The organism is Mesorhizobium sp. CU3 (genome assembly GCF_006442965.1).
Taxonomy (GTDB): Bacteria; Pseudomonadota; Alphaproteobacteria; order Rhizobiales; family Rhizobiaceae; genus Mesorhizobium.
In genome coordinates, this window is record NZ_VFWX01000007.1 from 236973 (window position 1) to 252334 (window position 15362).

16 protein-coding genes and 1 pseudogene are annotated in these 15362 nt (G+C 64.4%); 8 read left to right on the forward strand and 9 right to left on the reverse strand.

Features of this window, described 5'->3' with window-relative positions; all coding sequences use genetic code 11:
* Position 1 precedes the first annotated feature (1 nt).
* Complete coding sequence (locus FJ988_RS13430; protein WP_181183519.1) at positions 2 to 979, forward strand: ABC transporter permease; 978 nt, start codon at positions 2 to 4, stop codon at positions 977 to 979.
* Between the two features lie 3 nt (positions 980 to 982).
* A complete protein-coding gene (locus FJ988_RS13435; RefSeq protein ID WP_140818345.1) occupies positions 983 to 1930 on the forward strand; it encodes an ABC transporter permease in 948 nt (315 codons plus the stop codon).
* Here FJ988_RS13435 and ppa read toward each other — a convergent pair whose 3' ends face one another.
* The 5 genes from ppa to FJ988_RS13460 all read right to left on the reverse strand — a co-directional run bounded on the left by ppa (position 1931) and on the right by FJ988_RS13460 (position 5668).
* A complete protein-coding gene (ppa, locus tag FJ988_RS13440; protein WP_140818347.1) occupies positions 1931 to 2467 on the reverse strand; it encodes an inorganic diphosphatase in 537 nt (178 codons plus the stop codon). It abuts the gene before it with no gap.
* Between the two features lie 288 nt (positions 2468 to 2755).
* Entirely contained in the window at positions 2756 to 3265 is a 510-nt protein-coding gene (locus tag FJ988_RS13445) for a GNAT family N-acetyltransferase (RefSeq protein WP_140818349.1), read from the reverse strand.
* A 104-nt stretch (positions 3266 to 3369) separates the two neighbouring features.
* On the reverse strand, positions 3370 to 4008 hold the full coding sequence (locus tag FJ988_RS13450) for a TPM domain-containing protein (RefSeq protein WP_140818351.1): 639 nt from the start codon (positions 4006 to 4008) through the stop codon (positions 3370 to 3372).
* Positions 4009 to 4013: 5 nt separating this feature from the next.
* Entirely contained in the window at positions 4014 to 4877 is an 864-nt protein-coding gene (locus tag FJ988_RS13455; protein WP_140818477.1) for a YgcG family protein, read from the reverse strand.
* A gap of 143 nt (positions 4878 to 5020) precedes the next feature.
* Positions 5021 to 5668: a LemA family protein gene (locus FJ988_RS13460; protein WP_140818353.1), complete on the reverse strand. Its 648-nt coding sequence runs from the start codon at positions 5666 to 5668 to the stop codon at positions 5021 to 5023.
* Between the two features lie 219 nt (positions 5669 to 5887).
* Here FJ988_RS13460 and FJ988_RS13465 point away from each other — a divergent pair, with 219 nt between their 5' ends.
* From FJ988_RS13465 to FJ988_RS13490, 6 genes are all read left to right on the forward strand, one after another.
* Positions 5888 to 6139 carry a hypothetical protein gene (locus tag FJ988_RS13465; RefSeq protein WP_140818356.1) on the forward strand — a complete coding sequence of 84 codons (252 nt, stop codon included), beginning with the start codon at positions 5888 to 5890 and terminating at the stop codon, positions 6137 to 6139.
* A 113-nt stretch (positions 6140 to 6252) separates the two neighbouring features.
* Positions 6253 to 7137 (forward strand): pyridoxal kinase PdxY, encoded by an 885-nt coding sequence (gene pdxY / locus FJ988_RS13470; RefSeq protein WP_140818358.1) that lies wholly within the window; start codon positions 6253 to 6255, stop codon positions 7135 to 7137.
* The gene (locus FJ988_RS13475) at positions 7134 to 7886 is read left to right on the forward strand and encodes a DUF429 domain-containing protein (protein ID WP_140818360.1); all 753 of its coding nucleotides are present in this window, start codon (positions 7134 to 7136) and stop codon (positions 7884 to 7886) included. Before pdxY ends, FJ988_RS13475 begins: the two co-directional genes overlap by 4 nt.
* A gap of 148 nt (positions 7887 to 8034) precedes the next feature.
* Positions 8035 to 8676 carry a carbonic anhydrase gene (locus FJ988_RS13480; RefSeq protein ID WP_140818479.1) on the forward strand — a complete coding sequence of 214 codons (642 nt, stop codon included), beginning with the start codon at positions 8035 to 8037 and terminating at the stop codon, positions 8674 to 8676.
* Between the two features lie 11 nt (positions 8677 to 8687).
* Positions 8688 to 9104 carry a nuclear transport factor 2 family protein gene (locus FJ988_RS13485; RefSeq protein WP_140818362.1) on the forward strand — a complete coding sequence of 139 codons (417 nt, stop codon included), beginning with the start codon at positions 8688 to 8690 and terminating at the stop codon, positions 9102 to 9104.
* A gap of 89 nt (positions 9105 to 9193) precedes the next feature.
* The gene (locus tag FJ988_RS13490) at positions 9194 to 11242 is read left to right on the forward strand and encodes a M3 family metallopeptidase (protein ID WP_140818364.1); all 2049 of its coding nucleotides are present in this window, start codon (positions 9194 to 9196) and stop codon (positions 11240 to 11242) included.
* 167 nt (positions 11243 to 11409) lie between these two features.
* Here the strand turns inward: FJ988_RS13490 and FJ988_RS13495 are convergent.
* The 4 genes and pseudogenes from FJ988_RS13495 to FJ988_RS13510 all read right to left on the reverse strand — a co-directional run bounded on the left by FJ988_RS13495 (position 11410) and on the right by FJ988_RS13510 (position 15070).
* Positions 11410 to 11689, reverse strand: a pseudogene (locus FJ988_RS13495) (GIY-YIG nuclease family protein).
* Between the two features lie 115 nt (positions 11690 to 11804).
* A complete protein-coding gene (locus FJ988_RS13500) occupies positions 11805 to 13358 on the reverse strand; it encodes a M81 family metallopeptidase (protein WP_140818366.1) in 1554 nt (517 codons plus the stop codon).
* Positions 13359 to 13379: 21 nt separating this feature from the next.
* Positions 13380 to 14204, reverse strand: coding sequence for a carbohydrate ABC transporter permease (locus tag FJ988_RS13505; RefSeq protein ID WP_140818368.1), 825 nt, complete (start codon positions 14202 to 14204; stop codon positions 13380 to 13382).
* Complete coding sequence (locus FJ988_RS13510; RefSeq protein ID WP_140818370.1) at positions 14201 to 15070, reverse strand: carbohydrate ABC transporter permease; 870 nt, start codon at positions 15068 to 15070, stop codon at positions 14201 to 14203. The genes FJ988_RS13505 and FJ988_RS13510 overlap by 4 nt, the downstream gene beginning before the upstream one ends.
* Positions 15071 to 15362 lie beyond the last annotated feature (292 nt).

Here is a 15362-nt window from a genome sequence, read left to right on the forward strand (position 1 = left end):
GATGACGGCGATTACCCCCGGCACCGCCCCAAGATCCTCGCCGCGCGGCAACGCGGCGCGGGCGCGCATGCTGCGCAGCCTTTTGCCGGCTTTGTCGCTGGCGCTGGTGCTGATTGCGATCGCCTGGCTCAATCCGCGCGCCATCAGCTATTTCGGGTTCAACCTGATGCTCAACCTGGCGATCCCGATCGCGCTGGCGACGATCGCGCAGATGTTCGTCATCGCCGGCAACGAGCTCGATCTGTCGATCGGAACCTTTGTCGGCTTCGTTGGCTGCGTCACCGCGACATGGCTGCGGGACGCGCCGCTCATCGGCGTTCTGGTGCTGCTGGGTTCGATTGGGGTCTACGCATTGCTCGGCGCGCTGATCCATCTGCGCAACCTGCCATCCATTGTGGTGACGCTCGGCATGAGCTTCGTCTGGCAGGGCTTGGCCATTCTCGTCCTGCCCAAGCCCGGCGGCAAGGCGCCGGACTGGCTGCTTTCGATCATGTCCTTCAAGCCGCCCTATATACCTTTCCCGATTCTCGCCGCGCTGCTCATCGCTGTCGTCGTCCATTTCGGCCTGATGCGCACCTCCTACGGCGTCATCCTGCGCGGTTCCGGCGGCAATGCGGCGGCGCTGCGGCGCGCCGGCTGGTCGCTGCTTCGGGCCAAGATCGCGCTGTTCGCGCTGACCGGCCTGTTCGGCGTGCTCTCCGGCATGGCGCTGATCGGCATCACCACCTCCGCCGACGCCAATATCGGCAATGGCTACACGCTGTTGTCGATCGCCGGCGTCATCCTGGGTGGCGGCGAGTTCGTCGGCGGCCGCGTGTCGCCGATCGGCGCGGTGCTCGGCGCGCTGACGCTGGCGCTGGCCGCCTCGCCGCTCTTAACCTTCATGCACATTCCGCCCGACTGGCAGGTCGCAGCCAACGGCGCCATCCTGATCATCGTGCTGGCGGCCCGCGTGCTGATCAGCCGCAGGGAGCGGTAAGCCATGGCCTCTGTGCGCACGCTGCTCGAAAAACCCTGGATCTGGTCCTTTGTCGGCGCGCTTGTCGTGTGGCTGGCGACGATCGCTTTCACCGGCGGCTATGGCGCTGGCGGCATGGTCACGGCCGCGCTGTCGCTGGCCGTCTTCACAGTCATCGTCGGCGTCGGCCAGATGTTCGTCATCACGCTCGGGCCCGGCAATGTCGACCTGTCGCTGCCGGCCAATATCGGGCTGGCCAGCGCCGTGGCGATGAAGGTCATGGGCGGCAGCGATTCGATGATCGTGGTCGGGCTGCTGGCTGCACTTGCCTGCGGGGCTGCGATCGGCGCCATCAACTATTTCCTGATCTGGGCGCTCAGGATCCCGCCGATCATCGCAACGCTGTCGGCAAGCTTCATCATCCAGTCGGTCGACATCAGCTTCGGCCGCGGGTTACAGATCAAGCCGCCGCCCGGCTTCGCCGATTTCACCAACTGGCAGTTCCTCGGCATTCCGGTGCTGGCGATGCTGACCGTGGTCTTCACCATCGGCGCGGCACTGGCGCTGCAGCGGATGATCTATGGACGTTCGGTGCTGGCGATCGGCCAGAACATCCGCGCCGCATGGCTGGCCGGCGTCGATGTCGGCCGCATCCGCTTCCTTACCTACACGCTGTGCGGCGCCCTGGGCGGCATCGACGGGGCGCTGCTTGCCGGCTATTTCCGCGGCGCCAATGTCGATATCGGCAACGAGTATCTGCTCGCTTCGATTGCCGTCGTGGTGATCGGCGGTACCTCGGTGGCCGGCGGCAAGGCCAATGTGCCCGGCGTCTGGGGCGCCGGGCTGTTCCTGGTGCTGCTGCTGACCATGCTCAACACCTTTGGCGTCAGCGCCGGCGTGCGGCTGGTGCTGACCGGGCTGATCATCGTCGGCGTGATCACCGCGGCCGGCGGCGAGAAGGCCGTGCGTTAATCAGGCTTTGGTGGCCTTCGCCCGTGCGATCGCGTCGACGATCATCTTCTTGGCATATTTGGAATCGTGCCAGCCCTCGATCTTGACCCATTTGCCGGGCTCGAGATCCTTGTAGTGCTCGAAGAAGTGCTGGACCTGCTGGCGGGTGATGTCGGGCAGGTGGGTGTATTCGGTGACGTTCTCGTAGCGCAGCGTCAGCTTCGGCGAGGGAACCGCGATCACCTTCTCGTCCTGGCCGGCATTGTCTTCCATGATCAAGACGCCGATCGGCCGCACATTGATGACGCAGCCCGGCACCAGCGCACGGGTGTTGCAGACCAGCACGTCGATCGGGTCGCCGTCGCCCGACAGCGTGTGCGGCACGAAGCCGTAATTGCCGGGATAGCGCATCGAGGTGTGCAGGAAGCGGTCGACGAACAAAGTGCCGGCCTCCTTGTCCATCTCGTATTTGATCGGCTCGCCGCCGATCGGCACCTCGATGATGACGTTGACGTCGTCCGGCGGGTTCTTTCCGGTGGCGATTGCTTCGATACGCATGGCTAAATCCCTCTCTCGGTTGAAATGACCGATAGCGGGGGACGCGTCATGGTGCAATGCGGCTAATGGGCTGGATTCGTCATCCTAGGGCGGAGCAAGGAGCGAAGCGACGCGGCGCAGACCCTAGGATCCATGCCGTGACGCAAATCGTAGAACGCTTCGGTGGAGTATAGCCATTGTTGGGCGCGGCGCTCTTTGATGCAGATTCTGCACCGTTGCAACGCTCTAAAGTCACGGCATGGATCCTAGGGTCTCCGCTTCGCTACGCCCTAGGATGACGAAGCCGTGTCAGTCATTCCAGACGAAGGCGACCTTCTTCAGCGCCTTCTGCTCGAACACCTCGACGCCTTCGGCGACATCGCGGCCGCCATTGCCGGCATAGAAGGCCAGGGCGTTGTGGTTGTCTTCGAGCGCCCAGACGACGAGGCCACGCAGGCCGTGGTCGGAAAGGCGGTTCTTCGCCGCCTTGAATAGCCGGCTGCCGAGCCCGATGCCCTGGTATTCCGGGCGCAGGTATAGCTCGTAGATCTCGCCCTGCTGCCGGAGCTCGCGGGCGCGGTTCTTGCCGATCGTGGCATAGCCGGCGATCGTGCCGCCGATCTCGACCACCAGCACCGTCGCTGCCTTGCGAATCGCATTGGCCCACCAGTCGACGCCGCGGCGATTGATCATCGAGGTCAGCGTGCGGTGCGGGATGATGCCCGAATAGGCGCCGTGCCACGCTTCCTGATGCACGTCGGCGATGGCGCTCGCGTCTCGAGGTTCGGCTTTGCGGATGTCGATGGTCAGCGTGTTCATGATTGGTTAACCATAAACCCACGCCGCGCGCTTGCAAAGAGTCCGCCATGCGCCGCCGACGATTTCGCACAAGCGAAAGGCGCGCCGCCTAAGATGGAGCCTGATCAGATTTCGACGAGGTGATCGTCGAGCTCGTTGGTGTCGCCTTGTGTGACCGGGAAATGCTCGGCCAGCACCGCGCCGACCGCGTCGATCGCGTGCACGAAACCGTCGGCCAGCCGGTCGTCGCCGGCATGCTTTGTCAGGTCGCGCACCACCCCATCCCAGACGTGCTGGCCGACCTTGGCGTCGATGCCCGCGTCGGCCAACACCTCGGCATAGCGCTCGGCGATGGAGACGAAGACCAGCACGCCGGTGCGCGCGCTGGTGCGGTGGACGTTGCGGGCAAGGAACTGCTTCATCGCGTTTATGTGTGCCGCCTGATAGCGCAGGCGCCTGGGCACGAAATGAATGCGCAGGGCCGGCAGGAACCAGAGCAGGGCGAGGACCGACGCCAATGCCAGCAGTTGCGCCAGCACGAAATGGGGCAGCCGGATGGTCAGCCACAACGCCTCCAGCCCATAGGCGACGGCGAGGCTGGCGACGAACAGGCCAAGCGTGGTGGTGAAAGCGGCTGGGAAGAAATAGCCGTCGCTCGAACGCGCGACGACGCAATAGATTTCGCCGTCGGTTTTCAACTCGGCCGTCCGGATCGCCTCGGCGATGCGGTCATGATCCTCGGCGCTGATCGATCGCGTTGCCATTTTTCTCACCAGCTTCCCGACGAGCCGCCGCCGCCCGACGAGCCGCCGCCACCGGAAAACCCGCCACCGCCCCCGCCGCCGGACGACCAGCCACCGCCACCTGACGACCAGCCGCCGCTTGACGAGGAGGATCGCCGGCCCGGTTCGAACGTCATGCCGAGCCAGCGGTAGCGGCCGGGTCCGATCTTCTGGCCGAAGATCGGCGGCAGCACCGTCATCGCGATGCCGCCGAAGAAAATCAGCGCCCAGATGGTGATGAAGATGGCGAAGAACAGGTCGTCGGAGTTGAACGGCGCCTGCTCGTTGCGCTTGCCGCGCGCTTCCAGTTCCTCCGGATTGCCCTCCAGCACCATGATCATGTCGTCGACGGCCTTGGTGATGCCGCCGGAGAAATCGCCGGCGCGGAAGGCCGGGACCATGTCGTTCTCGATGATCAGCTTGGTGTGCAGGTCGGTCAGCGTGCCTTCCAGCCCGTAGCCGACCTCGATGCGCATCTTGCGGTCGTTGGGCGCGACCAGCAGCAGCACGCCATTGTTCTCCTTGGCCTGGCCGAGCTTCCAGAAGCGGAACAGCCGGTTGGCGTAAGGCTCGATCTCCTCGCCGCCGAGGCTGGGGATGGTGGCGACGACGATCTGGTCCGAGCCTTTTGTCTCGAAGTCGGCGAGCTTCTGCGTCAGCGCGGCGCGGGTGCCTGAATCGATAATGCCGGCATTGTCGACGACGCGGCCGGTGAGGGCAGGGAGATCGGCGGCGAGCGCGGCGAGGGGGAGGAGGAGCGAGAAAAATAGGCCAAGAAGGGCGAGGTATGCGCGAGGCGCCCCCCTCTGGCCTGCCGGACATCTCCCCCACTTGGGGGGAGATTGGCAGATCGGCCGCCGGTTCTCACTTTCAGTCGTTGGCGATTGGCGAAGGCCGACACGACGTCCGATCTCCCCCCTTGTGGGGGAGATGTCCGGCAGGACAGAGGGGGGCGCGAAGGAACGCAAAGCTGACAGGCTCGATTAGTCGCCGCTCACCCGCCCTGTTTGGTCGTGCCCGTGCCGAAATCGACCTTCGGCACCTGCATCTTGTCTTCGTCGACGGTGAAGTTGGCGAAGGGCTCGTTGCCGCGGAACCAGAAGGTCGCCCACAGCACGGAGGGGAAGGTCTTCAGCGTCAGATTGTAATCCCGTACCGCCTGGATGTAGTCGCGCCGCGCCACTGCGATGCGGTTCTCGGTGCCTTCGAGCTGCGCCTGCAGGGCGATGAAATTCTGGTTGGCCTTGAGGTCGGGATAGGCTTCCGACACCGCGATCAGCCGCGACAGCGCGCTGGTCAGGCCGGACTGGGCATCCTGGAACTTCTTCAACGCGTCGGGATCCTTCAGCGTCTCGGGCGTCACCGTGATCTGGGTTGCCTTGGCGCGGGCCTCGACGACGGCGTCGAGGGTGTCCTTCTCATGCGAGGCGTAGCCCTTCACCGTCTCGACCAGGTTCGGGATCAAGTCGGAACGGCGCTGATACTGGTTGAGCACCTCGCTCCAGGCCGCCTTGGCGTTCTCTTCCGCCGTCGGGATGGTGTTGTAGCCGCAGCCGGCGAGCAGCGGCAGCACAAAAGCCATCATCAGGAAGGCGGGCAGGTTGCGGAAGGTGGAGGGGAAGGAGAGGCGCTGGGCAATCATGATCGGTCCCTCTGCGGAAGTTGCAAGCGAAGCAATAGCACAATCCGCGCGCAAGAAAATGACCCTGCCAATGGCGCATCCCTGCTCCCGGCCCGTCCCTGTGTGAAAGGAGGCGCGAACAGGATTTCCTCTACTTGTTTTGACACAATTCCGGACGGAAAACCGCTTCGCACTTTTCCTGGAATTGCTCTAAGGTCCCGTCGCGAAAGGGCAATTGCCATGGCCGAGCGCCGGGACGACGAGCAGGAATCACGACGCATCCTCGAACGTGTGGCGCGCGAGACGGCGCCGGGCAGCACGCCTTTCGTCGTGAGGGCGGCGAAAGACATGCGCGATCGCGTGACGGCGGCCGATACCGATCGCGCCGACCCGATCGAGTATTGGGGAACCCGCATTGGCCGAACGCTTGGTTTCATCATCGCCATTGGGCTGCTGGCCTGGCTGGTGTATGCCGCCACGCAGGGTGGCTAGAGCAATTCCAGGAAAAGTGCGAAGCGGTTTTCCGTCCGGGATTGCGTCAAACAAGGAGAAAGAGAGGTTCGCCGTTTCCGTGAGACGGTGAAACGCTCTAGGACCGAAATTCCATGAATGCAGAAAAAACCGACGCGCCGCGCGCGGTCATCGTCATCTCCAGCCATGTCGCCCGCGGTTCGGTCGGCAACCGCGCCGCCGTGTTCGCGCTGGAGACGCTGGGTTTCCCCGTCTGGGCGGTGCCGACCGTCATCCTGCCCTGGCATCCCGGCCACAGCCGCGCCACGCGCATCGTGCCGCCGCTCGACCAGTTCAAGGCGCTGATGGCCGATCTCGAACGCGCGCCCTGGCTCGGCGAGGTGCGCGCCGTGCTGTCGGGCTATCTCGGCGAAGCCGGCCAGGCCGAGGCCGTCGCCTCGCTGGTCGCCGCCGTCAAGGCGAAGACGCCGGGCGCGCTCTATGTCTGCGACCCGGTGATGGGCGATTCCGGTGGGCTCTATGTGCCGCAAGCAACGGCGACTGCCTTGCGCGACAGGCTGATGCCGATCGCCGATATCGCCACGCCGAACCGCTATGAGCTGGAATGGATGGCCGGCGCGCCGCTGCCCGACATCAAGTCGGTGACGGCGGCAGCACTTCATGCCGGGCCTTCCACCATGCTGGTGACCTCGGCGCCGGCGATGATGACGGGCGGCACCGGCAATTTCCTGCTCGACGGCAGCCAGGCGCTGCTCGCCGAGCATCGCCTGATCGACAAGCCGCCGAACGGGCTCGGCGACCTGACGGCCGCGGTCTATCTGGCGCGCATCCTGTCGGGACAGGCGCCGGTCAAGGCGCTGCAATCGACCACGGCGGCCGTCTACGAGATCCTGGCGCGCACGGCCAAACGCGGCGGCGACGAGCTGCAGCTCGAGACCGACGCGCAGAGCCTGTCGCATCCGATGGCGATGGTGCAACTGCGCCATCTGCTGCATCCCGGGCGGGACAAGCGGGCTTGAGGCTCGCCGGCGTCGACGGCTGCAAGGCCGGCTGGATCGCCGTCCATCGACAGTTCGATGAACCGCCTGCGGTCACAGTCTTTCCAAGTTTTCAGGGACTTCTCGACGCCCTGCCGGATGCGACGATCGCCGTCGACATGCCGATCGGCCTGCCGGATTTTTCGGGCAAGGGCGGGCGCGGGCCGGAGGCGCTGGTGCGGCCACTGCTGGGCGCGCGGCAATCGAGCGTGTTCGCTATCCCGTCCCGCGCGGCGCTCTATGCCGACACCAGCGACTTCACCACCATCGAGACCTGGTATGCGGCACATCGGCGGGCCAGTGAGGTGGCGATGACCACTTCCGATCCGCCGCGCGGCGTCTCCATTCAGGCGTTCGGGATTTTTGCCAAGATCCGCGAGATCGACCAGCTCCTGATCGCGCGGCCGGAGCTGCGCGGCCGCGTCTACGAATCGCATCCCGAAGTTGCCTTCTGCCGGCTGAACGATGGTGTCGCGATGGCGCTGCCGAAGAAGATCAAGGGCGCGGTCAATCCGGCCGGCATGGAGGAGCGCAAGGCGCTGCTTAGCCGGCATGGCTATGAGCGGAGCTTTCTTGACCAGGCCCCGCCACGCGGCGCCGCCAGCGACGATTTCCTCGATGCCGCCGCCATGATGCTGATCGCGGGCCGTATCGCCAACGACGAGGCGCGGCCTTCGCCCGATCCTCCGCTGACCGATCGTTTCGGCATCCCGGTGGCGATCTGGGCCTGACGATGGCGATTGGTTTTGGCGCGCCATGATGCATGGCTTTGTTGCCAGCGCCGACAATTCTGCATTGCTCACGGCAGGCTTTTGCCGCTACAGGCTTTCCGACCGCCACGACCTTGCCGCCGTAAACCCGGAAAGGCTTCAGCCGACCATGCCGCATCTGCCCGAGCATCTTCTCACCGGCTATCGCAATTTCATGACCGGCCGCTACCCATCCGAAAGCGACCGCTACCGCGCGCTGGCGCGCGAGGGCCAGGCGCCGGAGACGATGATCGTCGCCTGCTGCGATTCCCGCTCCGCCCCGGAGGCGATCTTCGATGCCGGGCCGGGCGAGCTCTTCGTGGTGCGCAACGTCGCCAATCTGGTGCCGCCCTATGAACCCGACGGCGAGTTCCACTCGACCTCGGCGGCGCTCGAGTTCGCGGTGCAGAGCCTCAAAGTGAAGAACATCGTGGTGATGGGCCATGGCCGCTGCGGCGGCATCCGCGCCGCGCTCGACACCAATTCGGCGCCGCTTTCACCCGGCGATTTCATCGGCAAATGGATGAGCCTGATCGCGCCGGCGGCCGAGACGGTTTCCGCCAGCACGATGATGACGGCAACCGAGCGCCAGACGGCGCTGGAACGGATTTCGGTCCGCTATTCGCTGGCCAATCTCAGGACTTTCCCTTGCGTCTCGATCCTCGAAGGCAAGGGCAGGCTCGCGCTCTACGGCGCTTGGTTCGACATTTCGACCGGCGAACTCTGGGTGATGAACAAGGATACGGGCGATTTCGAGCGGCCGGAGTTGTAACGGAGGGGGTAATGCGTCGATTCTCGGGCAGGTACGTTCTCGCAGCGGTGATGCTGCTTTGCTCGATCGCCGCCGCCAGCGCCGATGACGGCGCCATCATCGACCGCTGGTACTCGGCGCTTCTGGTCGCCGACCGCAGCGAACTCACCGAACTGCTCGCCGACAACGCTCGCATGAAGCTCGACGATATCGGCGTCATCCAGACCAAGCAGGATTTCATCGCCTCGATCGACGAATGGCAGGGCGCGGTCGCGGGCGCCGAAATCCGCCACCGCATCGAGAAGAGCGAGAACGGCCAGACCACGGTGCTCGCCTGCTACGACTTCCCCAGCAACGACACGCTGATGCGCGAAACCTTCACCGTTGCCGCCGGCCGCATCACCGCCAGCACCCAGACGGCGGTGGCGCAGGACTGCAGCGCTTACTGAGCCTCGATGTTGCGCCGTGTCGGGCAGCGCCCTACATCGGGGTGACCCCGCAGCATTCAGCCCACCAAATCACCCAGTTGGATCTCCCCATGTCAAAAACCGTCGACCTCGCCGCCCATCCGCTGACCGTCTGGCAAGGGCCGCTCGGCCTGCCGGATTTCTCGCGCATCGGCGACGACGATTTCGGCCCGGTCTTCGATGCGGCGCTGAAGGCGCATGAAGCCGAGATCGACGCCATCGCGGGCAATGGCGGGGCGCCGACCATCGAAAACACGTTGGCCGCGCTCGAGCTTGCCGGCGAGCCGCTCGACCATGTCTCGTCGATCTTCTGGTGCCGGGCCGGCGCCCACACCAACGATACGATCCAGGCGATGGAGCGCGAGATCTCGCCAAAGATGTCGCGGCATTTCTCGGCGATCTCGATGAACGAAAAACTGTTCGCCCGCATCGACGATCTCTACCAGCGCCGCGACAGCCTGAAGCTCGATCCAGAAACGCTGCGCGTCCTGGAAAAGACCTGGAAAGGCTTTGTCCGCTCCGGCGCCAAGCTCGATGCCGACGGCAAGAAGCGGCTTGCGGCCATCAATGAGGAACTGTCCTCGCTCGGCACCAAGTTCGGGCAGAACGTGCTCGCCGACGAGCGCGACTGGGCGCTGTTCCTCGACGAGGCCGATCTTGCCGGCCTGCCCGACTTCCTTAAGAGCGCCATGGCGGAAGCCGCCGAGATGCGTGGCCAGAAGGGCCGCTACGCGGTGACGCTGTCGCGCTCGATCTACGAGCCGTTCTCGACCTTTTCGGAGCGCCGCGACCTGCGCGAGGTGGCCTTCAACGCCTTCATCATGCGCGGCCAGAATGGCGGCGCCTCCGACAACACCGATGTCGTGCGCGATATGCTGAAACTGCGCGCCGAGAAAGCAAAGCTGCTCGGCTATGGCTCCTTCGCGGCGCTGAAGCTCGACGACACGATGGCGAAGACGCCGAAGGCCGTGCATGAATTGCTCGATCCGGTCTGGGAAAAGGCGCTGGAGAAGGCCGCCGCCGACCAGAAGCAGCTGGAGCGGTTGGCGGCGAAGGCCGGCAGCAACGGAAAATTCGCCGCCTGGGACTGGCGTTTTTATCAGGAAAAGCTGCGCGCCGAGAAATTCGCCTTCGATGAGGCGGAGCTGAAGCCGTATCTGCAGCTGGAGCGCGTCATCGAGGCCTGTTTCGACGTCGCGACAAAACTGTTCGGTATCACCTTCGAGGAAAAGAAGGGTATCGCCGCCTGGCATCCGGACGCCCGCGTGTTCGTGGTGAAGAACGCCGACGGCAGCGAGCGCGGCCTGTTTTTAGCCGACTATTTCGCCCGGCCGTCAAAGCGCTCCGGCGCCTGGATGAGCGCGCTGAAGTCCGGCTATGCGCTCGGCCACGGCTCGAAGCCGGTGATCTACAACATCATGAATTTCGCCAAGCCGCCAGCCGGCGAGGCGGCGCTGCTGTCGGTCGATGAGGCAAAGACGCTGTTCCACGAATTCGGCCACGCGCTGCACGGCATGCTGACCGACGTCACCTGGCCGTCGGTCTCGGGCACGTCGGTCAGCCGCGATTTCGTCGAGCTGCCCTCGCAGCTCTACGAGCACTGGCTGACGGTGCCGGCGGTGCTGGAAAAGCACGCGCTGCACGTGAAGACCGGTAAGCCGATGCCGAAGGCGCTGCTCGACAAGATGCTGGCTGCGCGCACCTTCGGCGCCGGCTTCGCCACGGTCGAGTTCACCGCCTCGGCGCTGATCGACATGGCGTATCATGCGCGCTCGGACGCGCCGGAAAAGCCGCTTCGTTTCGAAGCCGAAACGCTCGAAAAGCTGCATATGCCCGACACCATCGCGATGCGCCACCGCACCCCGCATTTCGGCCATGTCTTTGCCGGCGACGGCTATTCGGCCGGCTACTACTCCTACATGTGGTCGGAGGTGCTCGACGCAGACGCCTTCTCGGCCTTCGAGGAAACAGGCGATGCCTTCAATCCCGAGCTGGCCGAACGGTTGCGGAAGAACATCTATGCCGCGGGAGGGTCGAAGGATCCGGAAGAGCTTTACACGGCTTTCCGGGGGAAGATGCCTTCGCCGGAGGCGATGATGGTGAAACGGGGGCTGGTGTGATTGGCTGATCTCCCCCCCTCGTGGGGGAGATGGCCGGCAGGCCAGAGGGGGGCGCTGTCCCGCCAGCCCATGCCTCGTCATTCTAGGGCGGAGCAAGGAGCGAAGCGACGCGCGCAGACCCTAGAATCCATGCCGTGACGCCTGAGCGCCGCCACGGTGCAGAACGTTCACCAGCCAATTCCGCGAAACAGCTCGAACCACTCCGGATTGGTCTTCTCGATGAGTTCGATCTTCCCTTGCCGTGGCCAGCGCTTCAATGACGTCTCACGCTCGGTGATGTCGAAATACTCCTTCGTACCAGACCAGACGCTGCACACCGTAGCGGCTGGCGAAGCTGGAGCCTTGGCCGGTCTTGTGTTCAGGCATCCGGCGAGCAAGGTCGTTGGTGACGCCGATATAGATCGTGCCGCCTTTCTGGCTCGCGGTCATGTAAACGTAGCCTGTCATGCTGCGGTCTTAGTTGGCACCATCGTCACGGCTATTCTGCGCCGTTGCATTCTACGGCCGATGTCACGGCATGGATTCTAGGGTCTGCGCGCGTCGCTTCGCTCCTTGCTCCGCCCTAGAATGACGAAGGACGGGTCGGCGGGACAGCGCCCCCCTCTGCCCTGCCGGGCATCTCCCCCACGAGGAGGGAGATTGGCAGTTTCCACGGATCCGCCACTCTCGGCCATACCGGTCGCGTCAGCTTGGTGTAATTCGTCACCGCCGGATTGCTCGGGTAGGAGCTCGGCGCCGCGACATAGATGATCTCGGCGGCGATCGGTTCGAAGCCGGCGTAGAAATGGTTGGTCGATTTGATCAACAGGACGTCTTTCGACATCGGGTCGATGCCGATGTTGGAAAAGATATCCGGCTCGAAGGTCTGGGTGCGGTTGGTGTTGAGGATGACATCTACGTCGGTGCCTTCGATGCGCACCACGGCCGACGGTCCCAAAGTCACCCGGCTCGGGCCGAAGCTTTGCCAACCTTCATTGGCCGTCTTCAGCACGATCACGCGCGCGTCGATCGGTTCGCCGGCCTGCGGGCCGGCCTTGCCGCCGAAACGGAGCTCGATGACGGCGCCTTCGCCGGCGGCGTGGCAGAAGGTCACCGCGATCGGATCCCAGATGGTCGCCACGCCGACATTACGGATGCCGCGTGAAAGCAATTCGCGCAGAACGTTGGTGCCGTCGCCCGGCACGCCACCGCCAGGATTGTCCCAGATATCGGCGATGACCACCGGCTTGTCCCGGCGTTTCGCCTGTACGGCAAGCGCCTGCTCGATGCCGGCGGCGGCAGACAGCATCGTCATCGCCGTCTTTTCGCGCATGGCGTAGAGCTCGCGCCCGAGCGTCTCGGCCAGCGCATCGCCCTTTACCTTGTCGTTGTCGGTAACGACCAGGATGCGCGTGCCCATCTCCGGCACGTCGGCGGCCATGAAGCCATGGATGACCGAGATGGACAGCACACCATCCTTGCCGTGCAGCGCCTTGATCCTGTCGACGAAGGAACGCATCGGCTCGCGGCTGGTCGGCAGCACCTGGATCATGCGGCAGTCGAAGGTCGAGATCACCGGCTTGATCTCGCCGCGCGCGGCAGCGAGGCCAAGCTCGACGACATGCTCGCCGCGCTCGTAGAAATCGGTGTGCGGGAATTCGAGGAAATAAGCCATGACGTTGCAAGCCGCGACGCGCTTCGGCGTCAGGTGGCTGTGCGGATCGAATTCCGAAGCGATCACCACATTCGGCCCGACGATGGCGCGCACGCGCTCCAGCAGGTCGCCTTCGCAATCGTCATAGGCTTGCGCCACCATGGCGCCGTGCAGGCCGAGGATGACGGCATCGACCGGCAGGGCGGCCTTCAACTGATCGAGGATTTCGTCGCGCAGCGCCTCGAAAGTCTGCCGCTGGACCAGGCCGCCGGGCTCGGCCCAGGTTGCAGTGCCTTCGATGACGATCAGGCCTTCCTTCGCGGCGCGCTTTCGCAGGGCGATGATCGGCGAGGAGCAGAGCGTCGGCGTCTCCGGATGTTTTCCAGGACCGGCATAGAAGGCCATCTCGAAAGAGGCCCGGTCGGTCGGGATCGGCGAGAAGGTGTTGGTTTCCGTCGCCAGCGAGGCGGTGAAGATGCGCATGAACTTTTCCTAAGGTGGATGCTATTTGACGGCCCCGAGCGCGAGGCCCCGGACGAGGTAGCGCTGCAGCCAGATGAAAAGGATCGCCACCGGCAGCGTGGCGAGCAGCGTGGCGGCCATGACGTGGTGCCATTCGATCGTGTAGCGGCCAGCGACCAGCGAAAAGACCTGGATCGGCAGCGTGTAGCTTTCCTGGCTGCGCAGCATGGTGAGCGCCACGACGAACTCGTTCCAGGCGTTGATGAAGGTGAAGATCGCCGTCACCGCGATGGCCGGCAGGCAGAGCGGCAGGAAGACTTTGCGCAAAGTCAGCCAGCGGCCGGCGCCTTCCATCCAGGCGGCTTCCTCGAGGTCGCGCGGGATGGTGTCGAAATAGCTCTGCAGCATCCAGACGGTGAAGGCGACGTTGAAGGCCATGTAGATGAAGCCGAGCGCGGTGGTCGACTCGACCAGCCCCCAGGCGGCCATCAGCCTGAACAGGCCGAGCACCAGCACGATCGGCGAGATCATCTGCGAGATCAAAAGGAACTGGCGGAAGGCGCCATAGCCGGCAAAGCGAAAGCGCGACATGGCGTAGGCGGCCGGCACCGAGATCAGGATGGCGCCGACCGTCGCCAGCGCCGAGACGTAGAGCGAGTTGATGAGCGCCTGGCCGAAACCGGTCGCTACCCACATGTCGGCAAAATTCGACCAGCGGAATTCGCTCGGCCACCAGGTGGGCGTCAGCACCTCGGTGCGCGGCTTGACGGCGGTGAGGAACATCACCGCGAAGGGAAAGATCGTCACCACGATCAGCGGCAAAAGCAGCAGCCAGGCGATGATTGTGCGTTTCAGCTTCGGCGTCATGCGCGCTGCTCCCGCATGGCCAGCCGCACATAGATCATGGTGAAGACGAGCAGGATCGCGAACATCACCAGCGACACGGCGGAGGCCTCGCCCAGTTTGCCGATGCGGAAGGCGAGCTTGTAGAGATGCGTGACCAATATGTCGGTCGAGTTGGCTGGCCCGCCTTGCGTCATCACCCAGATGATCGGGAAGGAGTTGAAGACGTAGATGGTGTTGAGCACGATCGCGATGTTGATGAATGGCTTCAGCAGCGGAAAGGTGATCTCGCGGAACTGCTGGAACAGCGTCGCGCCCTCGAGCGCCGCCGCCTCATAGAGATCGTCCGGGATCGAGGACAGGCCGCCGAGGAAGATGGTGGTGGTGAACGGCACAGTGACCAGAATGCCGATCAGCACCTGCATCGGGAAAGCCGTCTCGGCGCTCGCCAGCCACTGGATGTTCTGGCTGATCAGGCCGAGCTTCATCAGCGCCGAATTCAGCATGCCGCTTTCGCCGTTGAGTGCCCAGCGCCAGACCACCGCGGTCATGGTCAGCGACACGGACCAGGGCAGCATGATGATGACGCGCGCCAGGCCGCGGCCGTAAAAATCCATGTTGAGGATCATCGCCACCGGGATCGACAACAAGAGCGCGCCGCCGACCACCAGCAAGGTCCAAAGCCCGGTGCGCCAGAGTGCTGCGACGAAATCCGGATCGGCGAACAATTCGGAGAAATTGGCGAAGCCGGTAAAGTCGCGCAACTGGCCGAAGCGGCTGACGTCATGGGTCGAGATCTGCACCAGGTCCCATACCGGCCAGAAGATGACGACGGCCGCCAGCAGCAGGCTGGGTAGCGTCAGCAGATAGGGCAGGAAACGATTTTGCATCGGCTGGGTTTGTACCGCGTTGCGAGGCATCGGTGGCGCTGGCTTGCCAGCTAACTAATCCTGACTTGTTCTTCCGGGCGCTTAGTCTCGACTGTTCCGGCGCCGGCGCCGCTCTTTCCTCTCCCCGTCGATCGGGGGAGAGGTGTCGAGCGAAGCTCGACGGAGTGGGGGTTGACCCTTTAGCGCAAGGCGAGGCCATGCCTGGTGCCTTTTGTATGTCGGTTCGCGCCGGTTGCCTGGTGGTTCCCCCACTCCGTCTCGGCTTCGCCGAGCCACCTCTCCCCCCCTCCGG